Here is a 17,889-nt window from a genome sequence, read left to right on the forward strand (position 1 = left end):
TTTTGACAGGCAGTTCCTGCTTATCCAAAGAGTAGGTATGATTTTTTTCTTAAATCCAAAGGACTTGTGAGATTTAACTATATTCTTTTGAATAGGGACGAAAGGTCGAAGAATAACACATAGCTATTATGTGACTCGAAGATCATTGCATATTTTGTATTTTTGTACTTGTACATGGAAGAATCATTCGACTATAGATCCGAAGCATCGAATCCCGAAAAGGAATACGATAAAGTATTGCGCCCGAAGTTATTGAATGATTTCGCGGGACAGCCACAGGTTGTGGAGAACCTGGAGATCTTCGTTCAAGCTGCTGTACAACGAAATGAACCCCTGGATCATGTGTTGTTACACGGTCCTCCCGGACTTGGAAAAACCACATTGGCGAACATTATTGCAAATGAACTGAATGTCGGATTTAAAGTCACCAGTGGTCCTGTTTTGGATAAACCGGGAGATCTGGCGGGGCTTTTAACAAACCTGAGCAAAGGGGATGTACTTTTTATTGATGAAATCCATCGTTTGAGTCCGGTTGTGGAAGAATACCTGTATTCCGCCATGGAAGATTACTGCATCGATATTTTAATTGATTCAGGAGCCAATGCGCGGACAGTTCAGATCAGTTTGAATCCATTTACATTGATTGGGGCCACAACACGTTCAGGATTGCTTACAGCGCCATTAAGAGCCCGTTTCGGGATCAACTCCCGCCTGGAATACTATAACGTGGAAACCCTGGCTTCGATCATTGAACGCTCGGCAGAATTATTGGATATTCCTATCCAGGATGAAGCTGCATACGAAATTTCAAGACGCAGCAGGGGTACTCCCAGAATTGCGAATTCCATTTTGCGAAGAGTGCGTGATTTTGCACAGGTAAAAGGTGATGGGACAATTACATTGGCAATTACTCAGCATGCTTTAGATGCGCTGAATGTGGACAAATACGGGTTGGACGAAATGGATAACCGTATTCTGAAAGCGATCATCGATAAATTCAAAGGCGGACCGGTTGGTTTGACCACCATTGCTACTGCCATAGGAGAGAATGCAGGAACCCTGGAAGAAGTGTATGAACCGTTCTTAATCCAGGAAGGATTTTTAATGAGAACACCCAGAGGAAGAAAAGCGACCGAAAAGGCATTTAAACATTTGGGATTTGAATTGGGGTGGCAGCAAGGAGGATTGTTCTAAACCCAAACCATGCAGCAGGACCACGTTAAGAAACTGATTCGAAGAAAAGCGGAAGAAATAGGCTTTTTGCATGTAGGTTTTTCCAAAGCAGATTTCCTTGCCTCCGAAGAACCCCGGCTGATCAATTGGCTGAAGGCCGAAAAGCACGGGAAAATGGGATACATGGAAAACCACTTCGATATGCGATTGGACCCGCGTATTTTAGTGCCTGGGGCAAAGACGGTCATTTCATTAGCCTACAATTACTTTCCGAAAGAAACACAGCGCTCCGATACCTTTCATATTTCCAAGTATGCTTATGGAAAAGACTACCACGATGTGGTCCGATCCAAATTGAAGCAATTGGTTTCCGAATTGCAACAGGAAATCGGGGAAATAGAAGGACGGGTATTTGTTGACAGTGCACCGATACTGGAAAAAGCCTGGGCAGAGAAAAGCGGGGTTGGCTGGGTAGGAAAGAACGGAAATTTAATTCAGCCGAAAACCGGTTCCTTTTTCTTTCTCGCTGAAATTATCTGTGACCTGGAATTGGAACCCGATGGCCCGATACGCGATTATTGCGGTTCCTGTACGAAATGCATCGATGCCTGCCCCACGGATGCTATTGAAGCACCTTACGTAGTGAATGGGTCCAAATGTATTTCCTATGCAACCATTGAATTGAAAGAGGCAAATTTACCGGAGCTGTTTCGCGGCAATATGCATAACTGGATATACGGCTGTGATATCTGCCAGGATGTGTGTCCATGGAATCGGTTCTCAAAACCACATTCCGAATCCGAATTTGAACCGAAAGCACCCATTTTATCCTTTTCAAAGCAAGAGTGGCTGGAACTGGATGAATTGGCTTTCCAAACCATTTTCAAAGGAAGTGCAGTAAAAAGAACCAAGTTTTCGGGTTTGAAACGGAACATCCTTTTTGTACAGTCTGAGGACAAAGAATCGAATTGATTCATTTTATTTTAATAATGAATTAAACTTTTGATAATAAACAGTATCAAAAGGAAAACTACAACATGAAGCAAACTATCTTATTGGTTGCACTCGCGTGCAGCTTTTTCGCCGGATCATCTCGTGCTCAGGGATTTTATGACCGCTCTACTGTCCAAAAAATTGAAATATTCTTCGGCTTTTCGAATTGGGATGCTCAGCTGGATGCACTTGCTTCCACAACGGAAGATTATTTGCTCGCAGATTCTGTCCGGATCAACGGAACCACATTCGACAGTGTCGGGGTAAAATACAAGGGAAATAGTTCCTATAATGCAAACAACAACAAAAACCCGATCCATATCGAATTGGATTATGTACATGGAAGTTATGATTACCAGGGTTATACGGATATCAAACTCCAGAATGGCTACCAGGATCCTTCCATGATCCGGGAAGTGCTTTCCTATGCTGTTTTGGAGCAATACATGGATTGTCCGCAGGCAAATTTTGCCAATGTGTACATCAACGGAACATTTCGGGGAGTTTACTCCAATGCTGAATCCATCAATGCGAAATTCAATGGAGATCATTATTATACTTCAGATGGTTCATTCTTTAAATGCAATCCGGTTGGAGGAGCAGGTCCGGGTGCTGGAGTCAGCCCGGATTTAAAGTACCTGGGTTCCGATAGTTCGCTTTATAGCAACGGATACGAACTAAAGTCGGACTATGGATGGAACGACTTGGTGGATTTGACCAATACGCTAAACAATAACTTTTCAGCGATTGATTCCAAACTGGATGTTGATCGTGCTTTATGGATGCTTGCATTTAACAATGTGCTTGTTAACCTGGATTCTTATTCAGGAGCATTCAGACAAAACTACTACCTGTACAAGGATTTGAACGACCGGTTTATTCCGACAGTATGGGATTTGAACATGAGTTTTGCAGGTTTTCCCGGAGGTCCGGCTCAAGGTCAGTCGTACACAGCTACTACACTTGATCCGTTTTCAAACAGTACTTCCGCAAACCATCCCCTGATCCAGAAAATGATTGCAGATCCGATGTACAAGCGGATGTATATGGCGCACCTAAGAACAATTGTCCAGGAAGTTTTTGCTTCGGCAGATTATGTAACTACTGCAAATGCATTGCGGACGACAATTGATGCTTCTGTTCAGGCTGACCCGTACAAGTTTTATACGTATGCCCAATTCCAGAATGGACTGACGACTTCGGTAACGGGAGGCGGAGGGCCGGGTGGAGGAAGTTCCATTCCCGGAATTCAGCAGCTGATGGATGCACGTGTAAGTTATTTTCAGTCGAATGCCGATTACACCCTTTCTGCCCCGTCGGTTACTGCGTATGCAGCAAGCAACAATTCTCCGGTATATGGAGAAACAGTAACTATTACTGCGACGTGTAGCAATGAGACTGCGGTATTTCTCGGCTATCGATTAGAACATCCGTTGCGCTTTAACCGCGTTCAGATGTTTGATGACGGGATGCACAATGACGGTGCAGCGGGCGACCACCTATATGGAGTGGATGTGGTGTTGAACGGAATTACCCTGGAATATTACATTTATGCAGAAAACGCCAGTGCAGGTATTTTTAGCCCTGCTCGTGCGGAACACGAATTTCATACACTGAATATCACCCTTGTTTTACCTGCAATAGGAGACATCCTGATCAATGAACTGATGGCGGATAATGGTTCCACCGCATATGATTCAAACGGTGAAAACGACGATTGGGTTGAATTATACAATCATACCTCTGTAGCAAAAGACCTTTCCGGGCTGTACCTTTCCGATGATGTAACCAATTTAACCAAGTGGCAGATTCCATTGGGAACGGCAATCAATGCAAATGATGTGTTGATCATCTGGACGGATAACGATTCGGAACAAAGCGGGTTACATGCCAATTTCAAACTAAGTGCTGCCGGTGAATCCGTAATTCTTTCAGACGGAAGTACGATTTATGACCAGGTCGATTTTGGCCAGCAGACACAGGACGTTTCCTATGAACGTTGTCCGGACGGAGGAACATTTACTTTTGCTGACCCGACATTCGATGCTTTGAACAATTGTGCTTTAGGACTGGACGAATTCACCGGCAGTTCAATACTGATTTATCCCAATCCAAGTAACGGTAATTTCACTATTCAAAGTGATGTGAACGCTGTTTATACGGTGTACGATTTATCGGGGAGATCTGTAACAAACGGTACCTTGGAAAATAAGGCGACGGTATTGGATGCACAGCAATGGCAGGCAGGAAATTACCTGGTACAGATTCGTGACGAAAAAGGAAATACCAAAACTGTTCAGCTGATCAGGTATTAGTATTAGGTTCGGGCAACTTTAATTGTTGAGATCTGTATCAATCCGGAATAAACTGGTTGAAAATTGAAAGATGCAAGATTCGGTTTGTCTGTTCCGGCTTTTTATATTACATTTCCTTCGCTAAAACGTACTATTATGATTCCTGAAGAAAACGTACAGGAGCCCATTTCATTAAGTTTAACGCCTTATACAGGTACCTGGACAAAAGCAGAAGCTGCTCATTTGTTAAGAAGGACTATGTTTGGTGCAACACTAACCCAGATTACACAGGCTGTAACAGACGGGATGAATGCAACTGTAGCTCAATTATTGACACTTCCAAGTGTTTCACCACCATTAGCTTTTCACCCGGACGAAGCTGTTACTGCCATTGGGTCCACCTGGATCAACGATGTGTATCCTGCAAGTCCCGGACCAACGAATAATGCACGCCTGTATTCACTGGGAGCCTGGTTCATGCAACGGATCAATCAACCGACAGTAAGTATCCAGGAAAAAATGTGCCTGTTCTGGGATAACCATTTCGGTGTAGACGGAACAAACGAAGCGAAAGCAGTTTATGGAATGCATGAAAAATACCGCTTGAATTGCCTTGGGAACTTCAAGCAACTGGTAAAAGACATGACAGTCGATCCCATGATGCTTTTGTTCTTAAACGGGGCAACGAATAACTTGTTCTCACCGAATGAGAATTATGCCCGTGAGTTGCTGGAACTATTTACGGTTGGAAAAGGTCCGCAAGTGGGGACCGGTGACTATTCCAATTATACGGAAGCGGATGTTGCTGCCGGAGCTAAGATTTTAACGGGGTGGACTGTAACCGATTTATACAGTACTTCTGCAAGCCAGCCATCCAGTGTGTTTTATCCGGTATTACACGATACATCCAGCAAGACATTGAGCTCATATTTTGGTTCGGCTGTCGTTCCGGATGCCGGGAATATGGAATATGCAAACTATGTCGACATCATTTTCAGTCAGCCGGACATGGCGAAGTATTTGTGCCGTAAGATCTATCGCTGGTTTGTCAATTATGATTTAACACCGAGCGTAGAAAGTACGGTAATTGCAGATATGGCTTCGACACTGACTTCCAATAATTTCGAAGTGCTGCCTGTTATAGAACAACTCCTGAAAAGTGAACATTTTTATGATATTTCCGTTCGTGGGGCTATCATCAAGAATCCGCTGGAGCTATTGTTTACCATGCTGAATGCATCCGGTTCGGTCCCGGGGTATTCGGTTCCGGTTAATTATGAAATTTACCTGAATCTCTACTATATGGCCCAGGTAATGGGAATGGAATACTTGCGGGCTCCAAGTGTAGGAGGCTGGACCGCATATTATCAGACTCCGGCTTTCACCCGATTATGGGCCAATTCCAGCTTGTTGAAGCTCCGCTTTGATTTGGGAGCAATGATGACTGTTACCAACGGAATCGTGGTGAATGGAAACGCATTTAAGCTCAATGCTCTGAACTTCCTCGATAATTTGAGTTTGCCATCGAGCGCACCGCAGGTAATTGATGATATTTTGACGGTCTTTACCTGTAAAGGAGTTTCTGTTACTGAAAAAGTCGTTTTGAAATCCATTTTGACAAATGGCCAGCCTGATTTTGAGTGGACGATGCAATACAATGATTATATAGCCGATCCGGGAAATTCTACTTTGAGCGGACCAGTTCGTCAACGGGTTGAACTGGTACTTTATCGATTGTTCCAGTTGCCTGAATCACAAGTAATGTAAGTGTAACCAAAATCAGAAACTATGAAAAGAAGAAATTTTGTCCAGTCGGTTGCACTTTCATCTATTGGAGCGCCACTGGTTTTAAAGAACTTTAAGTTTGGAGCTGTCACGGAGGACCTGTTCAAGACATCCAGATCCGCTGAAGACCGGGTTCTGGTCATTATTCGTTTGAATGGTGGAAATGACGGTTTAGGGACGCTTGTGCCTTTGGACCAATATGCCAATTTGGCCATTCAGCGACCGAATATCCTGATCCCGCAGAATCAGTTGCTTACGATCACGCCGACCATTGCTTTGCACCCGGCTATGTCTGGGATGAGAGACATGTTCAATAATGAGCGTTTGTCCATAATCCAAAATGTGGGATATCCGGAGCAGAACCGTTCACATTTCAGATCCATGGATATCTGGACTTCCGGTATGCTGGACCCGAATGCAACGCGTGGCTGGTTGGGCAGATACCTGGACCAGGAGTTTCCAAACTTTCCGGATGATTATCCGAACACGGCAAATCCGGACCCGTTTGCGATCAGCATGGGATATGAAGTCTCTGCAACTTGCCAGGGACTGGCTGCAAATTTTTCTGTTGCCATCAATAACCCGTTTGACAGTTACAACCTGGTGGAAACGGGACAAGTAAACGATGGTACGTATTACGGTTCCCATATGGAATACTTATCGACCCTGATAGTTCAGGCAAATGCATACGGAGCCCAGGTGAATGCTGCTGCAAATGCCGGGAACTCGCTTTCCACCATGTACGATCCGAACGATGAGATCTCGAAAAATTTAAAATACATTGCCCAGATGATTTCTGGCGGATTAAAGACGAAAATTTACATTGTCAATGTGAATGGGTTCGATACACACAATGCCCAGGTTGTTGACGGGGCTCCTGCAACGGGAGAACATGCCAATTTACTTTCGCGCGTATCAACAGCGATTGCGGCTTTTCAAAACGATTTGAGCCTATTGGGCCTTGAAAACCGGGTAGCGGGAATGACTTTTTCCGAATTTGGAAGGCAAATTGCTTCCAACGCCAGTGATGGAACGGATCACGGGGATGCTGCGCCATTGTTCCTGTTCGGTTCCTGCATCAGCAGTGGGATAATCGGGCCGAACCCGGTTATTTCCGATACGATTGTTGATCAGGCGGGTGTCCCGATGCAAATTGACTTCAGAGACGTATACGCGTCCATTTTGAGGGATTGGTTTGAGGCAGATACGACCGAGATCCAGGGAATGTTCGAACAGACGATCAATTTTATCTCTGTTTTGGATTCCTGTAACCTTGGATTAGACGAAAACTCATTGGAAAACGATGTGTTGGTATTCCCGAATCCATGCGTGGACCAAACCACCCTGAAATTTAAATGTTCCGGTGAAAAAGTAACCATTCGAATTTACGATACAGCGGGAACGCTGATTCGTGAAGTGTGCTCGAAAGAGTTCCAGCCGGGCGAACATTTGGTTCCGATTGAGCTGGAGGGAACACCTTCAGGAAACTACCTGGTGATGGTTCACAAGAATTCAGGAACGTTTACCAAGAAGTTCATCAAGCTGAAAAATATCTGATAATAAAAAACCCCGGTAGTGAATACCGGGGTTTTTTATTTGATGTTGGGAATATTACATTCCTCCACCCATATTTTTCAAGTCTTCTTCCGTTACCACTGTATATTCTTCAGGGACTTTTAAACTGAAAATCTTTTTGTCTACTTTCTTCGTGAACTTGGTAGCAATAAAATGAATGGTCATCCCATTGTTTACAGTAGTGAATTCCAAAGGAACGCCATTGATATTAGCTCCTCCGAATTGTTGTTGACCAGCTAAAGAAGCTTTCAAATCCGTTGCAACCCACATGATCATTTCGTTTCCGTCCGCATCGCGTGTAATGGTTTTCGTACATTTATAACCAACGATCTCCTTCGTTTCAGAGGTTACTTCAACCTTAGGTGCATCGGCTGTTTCTTCTTTTTTCGCTTTTGATAATGAGGTCAATTCAGTAGCAGTCTTGTTTCCCATAATTTCCATCAACATCAAGCCTTTATCAGCTTTAACATCAGCCACGGTATTCATTTTCATAAAAGTACCCATTGTCATATCGATTTTGGATTTGTTAGGTATGAAATACAATTCCATTGTTGATCCCTGCATCATCGGAAGTGCCATAGCCATGTCAGGATTGTCACTGGAGAAATCCAATGAATAAGAGATTTGCCCTGTCGTTTGAGCTATAGAAGTTCCAACTACAGCCAAAAATAAAATTGATAATAGTAAATGTTTCATGTGTTTCTTTTTACAAAAATGGCATAAATCTTTCAACTTATATCACTATTCGTGTATTTCGTGAAATTTAATTTCCTATGGTTCAATGGTTCAAAATAGATGCTGTTTGAACTCTGCGCCGATGCTAAAGCTTTAGCGCAAGCATTTTGAACATTTTTCTATCCCGTAATTGCTCCGATCAGATCTTTTCCGTTTGCATAAAGGATAAGCCCGAGTAATAAGAAGAACCCGACGTATTGCGCATATTCCATGAACTTTTGTCCAGGAGCACGACCGGTAATCATCTCATATAATAAGAACATCACATGGCCACCATCCAGTGCAGGAATAGGAAGCAAGTTCATAATAGCAAGCATCATGGAAAGGAAAGCCGTTAATGTCCAGAATGCTTGCCAATTCCAGGTTGCGGGGAACAATTTCCCGATAGATCCTACACCACCGACAGATTTCGCTCCTTTTGCCGTGGCAACATATTTGAATTGAGCCACATTCATGTACATGGTTCGAAGGCCTTTTCCGAATCCGGAGGTAAATGCTTCACCGAAAGAATAGTTCTGTGTATAAAAAGCACTGGTGTCGGTACTGATTTTTGGCTTTTGGAAATGAACACCCAATATTCCGTCTTGTCCGATGAATGCCTCTTTCTCCATTTCTTTTCCATCTCTCAAAATAGTAAGGTGTGCCTTTTTCCCTTTGCTATGGTATAATTGAGAGGTGAGCTGATCGCGAAATTCCAGATCCTGATCATTTATTTTTAGAAACCGGTCGTCTTTTTTCAAGCCAATCCGTTCTGCTGCGGATTTTGGATCAACACTATCAACTGCCGACATGAAGTACCTGAAATCGAAGGTGTTTTTTTCAGCGCCGTTTTCCCACATTTTATTTCCAATGTCTTCAGGGAGCACAATCGTTTCCATTTTCCCGTTTTGGTGTTTTACCTTGAAATGACGCATATTGAAGATCAGGATTTCTCCACCCAATTGCTGTAATTCATCCAGTTTCTTCCCATCAACGGCTAATACTTTATCTCCCTGCTGAAAACCGAATTGTTCCATATACGGATGAACGGCCATCCCATTAACCATTTTGGTTTGGTCGATTTTTTCTTCGCCCCAAACGGCCAATACCATGATGTAAAGCGCAAAACAAACGATCACGTTTACAATGATCCCACCCAACATGATAATCAAGCGCTGCCATGCCGGTTTTGAACGGAATTCCCACGGTTGTGGTGGTTGGGCCAGTTGTTCTTTGTCCATGGATTCATCTACCATCCCTGCGATTTTCACATAACCACCCAGCGGAATCCAGCCCAATCCCCATTCCGTTTCACCGATCTTTTTCTTGAACACGGAAAAATAAGGGTTAAAGAACAAGTAGAATTTCTCCACCTTGGTATTGAACCATTTTGCAGGTAGATAATGCCCGAATTCATGTAATACGATTAAAAGTGAGAGTGATAAAATCAGCTGAGCTGCGCGAACCCAAAAATCCATAGTTTTTATTTAAAGTGGAACAAATATAAGAAAAAGCGAAGCTTTTGAAGACTAAATTACGACAAACGTCAGAGCGGAAGTAATTTGGGAGAAGCGAAGCTTTTGAAGACTAAATTACGACAAACGTCAGAGCGGAAGTAATTTGGGAGAAGCGAAGCTTTTGAAGACTAAATTACGACAAACGTCAGAGCGGAAGTAATCCGGGGAAAGGCAATAGCAAAGAGGCAAGGACCATTAGTCCGTTGACCTCACTAATCACTATTGCCTGATGCCTGAAATCAGGGTTGTACATGTTTGGTAGAATAACCATGATGTTCAAAGTATTCCAAAATGGCTTCCTTCATAAAAGCCTGTTGTTCTTCTTCGCTTAAAGGAGGAAGTTCTTTCAGGAATTCGAAATGCGGCCAATTGTCCGCATCTCTTCCTTTGAAGGCATAATATCCGTAAGGTTCTAACAAGGTACAGATTGCAACGTGCATTAAATCTGTCTTCTCGTGTTTTTTAAATAATTTATATCCAATGCCCAATTCCTCTACTCCAATCAAAAAAAGCATCGCCTGAAGGTCGATACCCGGCCCGAAAGTAGGCTCTAATTGTTTGGTGAGGTTTTGGTAACGTAATTCCAATGCGTAATCCATAACTGTAAAATTACTGATTTAAGACGAATTGTCCTTTTGGGATTTTGGGATATTAAGACATTAAGATTTTAGGAAGGGGATTAAAATCTTAAAATCCCGGAGTCTTAATGTCCTAATGAATGTATCCGGGTTGTCCTTTTTGGATTCTGTCAAAGATCCAGTCGTAGCTATAGACCATGTGGGAATGAACAAAGTGCTTGTTAGGCCAGTTGTACGGAGAACAAACTCTTCCCACGTGATTGGATTGCTGTTTATTTATTCCCCAAACTGTGGCCTGAGGTGCAACACCGTCCTGGAAGCACAGCGGATCGGCATCTTTTTGTCCCAGGTTGGAACCGTATTGCCAAACTTGTTCAAATTGGTTCCAATCCATTCCCTTGTAGCCTGCATTTTCAGGGGCAAGTAGATACAGTTTGCCGAAAACTACCTGGCCTTTTAATGTTTCCAGTAATCCGAGCGTATAAGCATAACCCATACTATGGCACACAATGTCAATGGTATCTTTTACCAGGTAACTGTTCGGAGTATTGCGGATTTCATTCAAAAAAGCTTTTCCAACCAATACACCACGGGAATAGCGATAGTCGAAACCTTCCGGGTTGGAGACCAGGTTCAGGCGCTGGTATTTTTTATTGGAAATGCGTGAATGCACCGAACGCAGGTAACTCCATCCGAAACCGAGTTTTGAATGGTGGTTAGAGGTCTTTACCGGGAAACTGCCGTCCAGGTAGAAGCTGGTATCGGGATGCAAACGTTTGATGAAGCGATCGTCTATTTTGAACCAATAATTGGTGCGGTCATTCATGTAAACTTCATTCCTGCTTTCCTGCTTATCGTATCTCGGGCCCCGGTAACCGTTGACAAAGACCAGGTATCGTTGTGCTTCCGGTTGGTGTTTTTGAATGATCTCGTTGCTTAATTCCTCTCCCGAATAGGCAAAAACATGCTGGAAAGCCGGAGACTGTCTTGGTCCGCCTGCGTTGTCGCGCAGAAAATACGAAACCATGCGGTAGGTGCTGTTTTTAATAAGCACGTTATCCTGGTGATTCAGATGCAGATTGATTCCCGAAGACACAAAAGACAATTTATCCTCAAAGGAAACAAAGTTCAGGACCAGTCCTCCGTTGTAACTGCGCCATTTACCATTGCGTTTGATATAAATAACCGTTTGAGGTTCAGTAGGATACACGCATCGGAAGACCGATTTGTTGCCATGAAGTTTTTTTGTGAATTTGTCTTTCAGCTTGTAACTTCTGCCGATTACCAAAACCTGCTTCATAAAAGAAGTGTCGCTTAATGTACACTTTTTGGAGGATTTCAGGGTGTCGATCAAAACCACCCGGTTCAAACTGAATGGGGCGTAGGTCCGTGATTTGACAATAGCTCCATCTTCATTTTCTTCCCAGAAATAGTAATAAACCAAACTGATTTTTGTCTGAAACTTTGGTCTGTGAATCGCTTTATCCTGTCCAAACGCGGAAAGCACGGTCAAGCTGAAAATTGCAAAAAGTACCACTGCGAGCTTCATTTTGTAAATATATTAACTTTTGAAATTGAAAGGAGAGAATGTAAAAGTGAAAAAATGAGAAAGTTTAGAACTTTTCATTCCGATAATTATCGGAACACAATTTTACATTTTCAATTAAAGAATTATTTTTGCGATCATAATAAATCAACAGAAATGGGAAGAGCATTTGAATATCGTAGAGCAGCAAAAGAAAAGCGTTGGGGCAAAATGTCCAAATTGTTTCCAAAACTAGGTAAAGCGATTACTATGGCAGCAAAGGAAGGCGGACAAGATCCTGCTACCAATGCCAAGTTGCGTACGGCAATTCAAAATGCGAAGGCAGAGAATATGCCGAAAGACAATATCGAAGCTGCAATCAAACGGGCCTCTCAAAAGGATATTGCCGCATTCACCCAGGTGGATTACGAAGGAAAAGGACCGCACGGAGTATTGGTATATGTGGAATGTGCTACGGATAATCCGACGCGTACTGTGGCGAATGTGAAATCCTATTTTAATAAAGCCGGAGGAAGTGTTGTTCCCAATGGACAATTGGAATTCATGTTCAACAGAAAATCGGTGTTCGAACTAGAAAACACGGGATCAATTGATCCGGAAGAACTGGAATTGGAGCTGATCGATGCCGGGTGTGAGGAAATTGAAGTAACAGACGACCGGATTTTTATTTACGGAGACTACACGGCTTTCGGAACCATCGGATCGGCTTTGGAAGAGCGGGGAATAGCCGTGCTTAAATCGAACTTGGAACGTTTCCCGACAACCCCGGTTGAATTTACAGAAGAGCAATTGGCAGACATCGAGAAAATGATGGATAAATTCGACGACGACGACGACGTACAGCAGATTTTTACCAATATGGGGTAACGATTAAAAAAAATAGAACAGTGGGTACACGATTAATCGCGAATTAATCACAATTGACACCCAGACTTAATTTTTACCGCAAATGCGCAAATTTTAGCTCGGCTACCGCACTCGCTTTTGAATTGTGTAAACACATAGTTTTATGAGTCATTGCAAGACGAAGAGGCGACTGGTAAGGGGAATTATGTACTTTAAACAGGTAGTGCCAAAATATCTCTGGGTGCTTCAGCATTTCAGTGCCTGCTGGCAGGCACTCTTTATCTTTCCCACAGATGCACAGATTAACTGCTCGGCTACCGCACTCGCCTAAGTGGCGACTGGTAAGCGCCACAAATAATCAGCGCATCTGTGAGAAATTATCACTTAGATTCTTGGAGAAGATTTTTCAAAAAGAACCTATTTCATAAGTTACCTGTGTTAAGTACATAACTCCCACTGGTAAGCGCCTCCAATATTTGTGCATTTGTGGTAAAATATAACACAGTTTGTATTATAAAATAGTTTGGGTGCGAATAATACGTATACCCCGATTAATCGCGCCCCCACTTTGTTTTCCACCAGGTGTTTAACAATGCCCCGTTTGTATCTTTCCCGACCTTCAAAATTTCTCCCATCGATATTTCCCAATTTTGGGACATGAATTTTCTGGACATACTTATCCTGATACCAATAGTTTATGGCGCTTATAAAGGGTTTAAGCATGGTTTTGTAATCGAGCTGTTTACCTTATTGGCCATTTTAGTGGGAATTTATGTGGGAATCCATTTCTCGGATTACACTGCCAACTGGATGAAGAAAACCTTTGAGTGGGATTCCGAATATTTGCCGGTTATTGCATTCACGCTGACTTTTCTGGCAGTCGGAGCAATGATTTTTTTCGGGGGTAAAATGATCGAAAAGATGATCAAGGTGGTTCAGTTATCCCCCCTGAATAAATTTTTGGGAGTCTTGTTCGCAACCATCAAATCCTTGTATATCGTGAGCGTTTTGTTGGTACTGATTGAATCCTACGATGAAAAGAGCAACTTTTTCCCGGAAAAAACAAAAAATAGTTCGCTGCTGTACAAACCGGTGAAAGCTGTTTCAACAGAAACTGTTCCTGCACTTGGAGAAAGTACCATCTTCCTGAAGAATGCCCTGCACAGTGAGACGGACAGCACCGGACTCACAGTCGACCAGGTCCTGCGTGCAAAAGAGATTGCGGATAGTTTGGGGATAGACGCCAATGACGCAAAGCAAATTTTGGAGATCCACCAAAAATATGGTGATAAGGAACCGGCTGTCAAATGATAAGCGCGCTCTTTTAGATGATTTTGATAAACAAAACAATATATTTGCCATTTGTTAGTTAATCTTTAATCACATCGGCGCAGATTTTTCATTCGAATGAAGAAAATACATTTTTTAATTTACTTAGGAATTCTTTCCTTGATATGGGCATGTTCTACTGAGAAGAATACGATGCTTAGCAGAGCATATCACGGCACTACAGCACATTATAACGGATACTTTAACGCGAATGACTTGCTGGAAGAAGCAATGAAAACATTTCGTGAAAATCAAAAAGAAGATTACTACAATGTCCTTCCGATCCTTCAGTTGCCCAATGAAGAAGAAGTGAAGAATATGTATTCACCGATCGATACAGCGATTTCAAAATGTACCAAGGTTATTCAGCGACATGCCATGCCATCGATGGAAAAACCGGCTTCCAAAAAAGAAGAGCACAACCGCTGGATCGACGAAAACTGGATCACGATCGGGATTGCGAATTTCTACAGACGCGATTACGACCTGGCATTTAAGAATTTTGAATATACGAAGAAGTTTTTCTCTACGGATAAGTCTTCCTATATCGCAGAAATGTGGATGGCAAGAACCTACATGGAGCAAGGTAAATTTACCGAAGCGAACTATGCGATCACCAACCTGGAGAAAGCCCAGAAAGCAATGGAAGATGGTGATTCAAAAGGATCCAAAGGAGGTAAAAATTCCAAATCATCGAAATCAAAAAAGAAAAAAAACAAGAAGAAACAAAAGGAAATTCCTCCCTTTCCTAAAAAATTGCGCTATGACCTGGCAATAACCAGAGCCTTGTTTGCTGAAAAGAAAAAGGATTCGGAAAGTGAGATCAAGGCACTGACAAAAGCTTTGGAATATGCAAAAAAGTCAAAAGACAAAGCACGAATTAATTATATTTTGGGGCAGTTGTATGAAAATGCGGGAGACAGGGGAAAAGCCGCTTACCATTACGATCGCGTAAAGAAATACAATGCCGGTTACGAAATGAGCTTCAATGCCAATTTGAAGAACGCCTTGAATGCCGGTGGAGAAAAAGTGCGCAAGAACCTGAAAAAGATGCTTCGGGATACCAAGAACGCGGAGTTCAAAGATCAGATCTATTATACACTTGGTAAAATGGACCAGATTGAATCAAATGAAGACGGTGCAAAAGCGAATTATACGCGCTCGGCATTTTATTCCACGTCAAATAACCGTCAAAAGGGAATGGCATACGAGAAGCTCGGAGACATGAGTTTTGCGAAAAAAGATTATTTGAGTGCGCAAAAGTATTACGACAGTTGTGCGAAAGTGATTCCCGAAACTTACCCGAATTACGAAGGAATCCAAAATAAAGCATCCAAGTTGCAAAGCCTGGTCAATGCATTGGAGGTTGCGCAATACGAAGACAGCGTGCAGCGTATTGCAAAACTTTCGCCTTCCGATCAATTGGCTTTCGCGGATGGAGTGATCGAAAAGATGAAGAAGGACGAGGAGGAGCGCAAAAGACAGGACGCCATTCGTTTAGCAGCCCTGCAGGAAATTCAAAACAAGAAAACTTCCGGAGGGAATGGGAATAAATTCTATTGGAATAACGAAAAAGCGAAAAACGAGGGATTCGAAGAATTTAAAAAACAATGGGGACAACGTGCCAACGAAGACGATTGGAGGCGGTCTGACAAAGTAGTCTTCGCAAGCTTTACGGATCCTTCGGATTCTACGGCATCTTCCGATAAACCGGATCCCTCTTCGGAAACCACAGCCTTGGATTCGTTAACACCCGAAATGCTGGTTGCCAAACTTCCGCTTTCCGATTCCGCTTTACAGGTATCGCGAGACAGGATGATGAACGCCTATTTTGATGCGGGAGGGATTTACGACGAACAATTAAGCGAAACAGCGCTTGCTGAAAAACAATACCGTACGATGCTGGGGCAGGATTTTGAACACAACATGAAATTGCTGGCGGCTTACCAGATTTATAGTTTGCATAACCCGGAAGATCCGGCTGCAGTGGAGCAAAAAGAGTATATCCTGATCAATTATCCGACGTCGGATTATGCCGGATACCTGCGTGACCCGGATTATTTCCTGAAGAAAAAAGAACGGGAGAAATTGACCCAGGAAGCATACCTGACGGATTTGGACCGCTATGAGAGAGGCCTGTACTATCCGGTCATCATGAAGGCAAACGGAGTCATTGCGAACGAAAAGGACAATCCATACAGAAGCAAGTATATCTTGTTAAAAGCCATGGCACAGGCCAAAATGACAGAAGATAAAAAGCTGATTTTGCCGACTTTGGACACCTTGATTGCGCTGTACCCGAAAACGCCGGAAGCTGAAAAGGCACTTGAAATGAAAAAGATTATCCTGAACGGGTATTCTGCGAATGAAGCAATTGATTTTGCCAAGAAAAGCATTTACGAATACAAAGAAGGAGAGCCGATGTTTGTGCTGATTTTCCTGACGGAGAAAATTAATAACGTGGTGGCTAAAACGCGTGTGGTTGATTTTAACAAGGAATATTATGGGAAACAGCGCTTAAGTGTCACTTCAAAAGTGTTCCGGGAGGACAACGTCATTTTGGTAAAACAATTCAAAGATGAGATTGAGGCTGCATCGTATGTTTCATTTTATAAGCGCACACGCAACCACTTGCTGGATATGCAAAAAATGAAAATTTTATTCATTTCGGAGAAAAATTTGCTTACCTTATTTGATACAAACAAACTGGATGAATACCAGTTGTTCTTTGACGAGAACTATTGATTCAAATAAGAAGATGATGGAAGATAAGCCTGAGCAAAAGAAGAATCCGAAAAAGCAAATAAAACCTTACGTTCGGTTTACCGGTGCAGCCTTTCAAATGGCCGGTACAATCGTGGCAACCGCTTTCCTTGGAGTGTGGCTGGACAAAAAATTTAACCCGGGAGGAAATATGTGGACCCTGATCTGCACTCTGACCGGAGTAGTCGTTTCCATGTATATAATAATCAAGGAAGTAATCGATATTTCTAAAGAAAAAGAAGATGAGTAAACGCCTGGGAGCCTTTTTAAGTTTAATTGCCATTGCTGCAGCTTATTTTGTATTGATCGGGGTAAAATCCGGTTGGAAAATTCCCGAGAACCACCTTGCGGGAATAAGCGCGCTTTTGCTGATCTTTTTTTCAAGTACCGCAATTATGATGTCAGGGGCTAATGCTACTGCCGAATCAAGAGCACAGCGATTTATACTTGGCACAGCGATTCAGATGATTCTTGTTCTGTTTTTTGTGTTGATCGTGAAGTATGCCTGGAAAGATTCCTTTAAAGATTTTGTGTGGTATTTCATGAGTTTCTTTGTGGTCATGCTCTTCACCCAGGCACTTTGGATGCTACTGAAGGTTCGTAAGAGCTAATCTGTCCAAACAAGAACATTGCGTCTTCACGAATCAGCGTAATGCGCCAACGCTGAAGCTGTAGCGTAAGAGTTCTGCGAGATCTGCATGAGACATCCTGAAACACAAATTACCGGCTGAACAAGCCCTTGAAAATCATTTTTTTTTGGCAAGGCAAATTTCTTT

14 protein-coding genes are annotated in these 17,889 nt (G+C 42.7%); 10 read left to right on the forward strand and 4 right to left on the reverse strand.

The features are described from left to right. Positions 1–174: 174 nt before the first annotated feature. The 5 genes from ruvB to FO442_RS06210 all read left to right on the forward strand — a co-directional run bounded on the left by ruvB (position 175) and on the right by FO442_RS06210 (position 7,802). Positions 175–1,194 (forward strand): Holliday junction branch migration DNA helicase RuvB, encoded by a 1,020-nt coding sequence (ruvB, locus tag FO442_RS06190; RefSeq protein WP_144332285.1) that lies wholly within the window; start codon positions 175–177, stop codon positions 1,192–1,194. Between the two features lie 9 nt (positions 1,195–1,203). After that, a complete protein-coding gene (queG, locus tag FO442_RS06195; RefSeq protein ID WP_144332286.1) occupies positions 1,204–2,145 on the forward strand; it encodes a tRNA epoxyqueuosine(34) reductase QueG in 942 nt (313 codons plus the stop codon). Between the two features lie 65 nt (positions 2,146–2,210). Next, positions 2,211–4,481 (forward strand): CotH kinase family protein, encoded by a 2,271-nt coding sequence (locus tag FO442_RS06200; protein WP_144332287.1) that lies wholly within the window; start codon positions 2,211–2,213, stop codon positions 4,479–4,481. A gap of 135 nt (positions 4,482–4,616) precedes the next feature. Further along, entirely contained in the window at positions 4,617–6,227 is a 1,611-nt protein-coding gene (locus FO442_RS06205; RefSeq protein ID WP_144332288.1) for a DUF1800 domain-containing protein, read from the forward strand. 21 nt (positions 6,228–6,248) lie between these two features. After that, on the forward strand, positions 6,249–7,802 hold the full coding sequence (locus FO442_RS06210) for a DUF1501 domain-containing protein (protein ID WP_144332289.1): 1,554 nt from the start codon (positions 6,249–6,251) through the stop codon (positions 7,800–7,802). Between the two features lie 54 nt (positions 7,803–7,856). Here FO442_RS06210 and FO442_RS06215 read toward each other — a convergent pair whose 3' ends face one another. From FO442_RS06215 to FO442_RS06230, 4 genes are all read right to left on the reverse strand, one after another. After that, complete coding sequence (locus FO442_RS06215) at positions 7,857–8,516, reverse strand: hypothetical protein (protein WP_144332290.1); 660 nt, start codon at positions 8,514–8,516, stop codon at positions 7,857–7,859. A 158-nt stretch (positions 8,517–8,674) separates the two neighbouring features. Continuing rightward, positions 8,675–10,012 (reverse strand): RIP metalloprotease RseP, encoded by a 1,338-nt coding sequence (gene rseP, locus FO442_RS06220; RefSeq protein WP_144332291.1) that lies wholly within the window; start codon positions 10,010–10,012, stop codon positions 8,675–8,677. 278 nt (positions 10,013–10,290) lie between these two features. Continuing rightward, complete coding sequence (locus tag FO442_RS06225) at positions 10,291–10,650, reverse strand: hypothetical protein (protein ID WP_144332292.1); 360 nt, start codon at positions 10,648–10,650, stop codon at positions 10,291–10,293. A 112-nt stretch (positions 10,651–10,762) separates the two neighbouring features. Continuing rightward, positions 10,763–12,178: a hypothetical protein gene (locus FO442_RS06230; protein ID WP_144332293.1), complete on the reverse strand. Its 1,416-nt coding sequence runs from the start codon at positions 12,176–12,178 to the stop codon at positions 10,763–10,765. Positions 12,179–12,331: 153 nt separating this feature from the next. Between FO442_RS06230 and FO442_RS06235 the strand changes: the two genes are divergently transcribed. From FO442_RS06235 to FO442_RS06255, 5 genes are all read left to right on the forward strand, one after another. Then, the gene (locus FO442_RS06235) at positions 12,332–13,042 is read left to right on the forward strand and encodes a YebC/PmpR family DNA-binding transcriptional regulator (RefSeq protein ID WP_144332294.1); all 711 of its coding nucleotides are present in this window, start codon (positions 12,332–12,334) and stop codon (positions 13,040–13,042) included. A 636-nt stretch (positions 13,043–13,678) separates the two neighbouring features. Further along, positions 13,679–14,332 (forward strand): CvpA family protein, encoded by a 654-nt coding sequence (locus tag FO442_RS06240; RefSeq protein ID WP_144332295.1) that lies wholly within the window; start codon positions 13,679–13,681, stop codon positions 14,330–14,332. A gap of 96 nt (positions 14,333–14,428) precedes the next feature. Next, positions 14,429–17,095 (forward strand): type IX secretion system periplasmic lipoprotein PorW/SprE, encoded by a 2,667-nt coding sequence (porW, locus tag FO442_RS06245; protein ID WP_144332296.1) that lies wholly within the window; start codon positions 14,429–14,431, stop codon positions 17,093–17,095. Between the two features lie 16 nt (positions 17,096–17,111). Then, entirely contained in the window at positions 17,112–17,363 is a 252-nt protein-coding gene (locus tag FO442_RS06250; protein WP_186279938.1) for an AtpZ/AtpI family protein, read from the forward strand. Continuing rightward, complete coding sequence (locus FO442_RS06255; RefSeq protein WP_144332298.1) at positions 17,356–17,724, forward strand: hypothetical protein; 369 nt, start codon at positions 17,356–17,358, stop codon at positions 17,722–17,724. Before FO442_RS06250 ends, FO442_RS06255 begins: the two co-directional genes overlap by 8 nt. Positions 17,725–17,889: the final 165 nt, after the last annotated feature.

This window comes from Fluviicola chungangensis, from assembly GCF_007558725.1.
In the GTDB taxonomy this organism is placed as follows: Bacteria; Bacteroidota; Bacteroidia; order Flavobacteriales_D; family Crocinitomicaceae; genus Fluviicola; species Fluviicola chungangensis.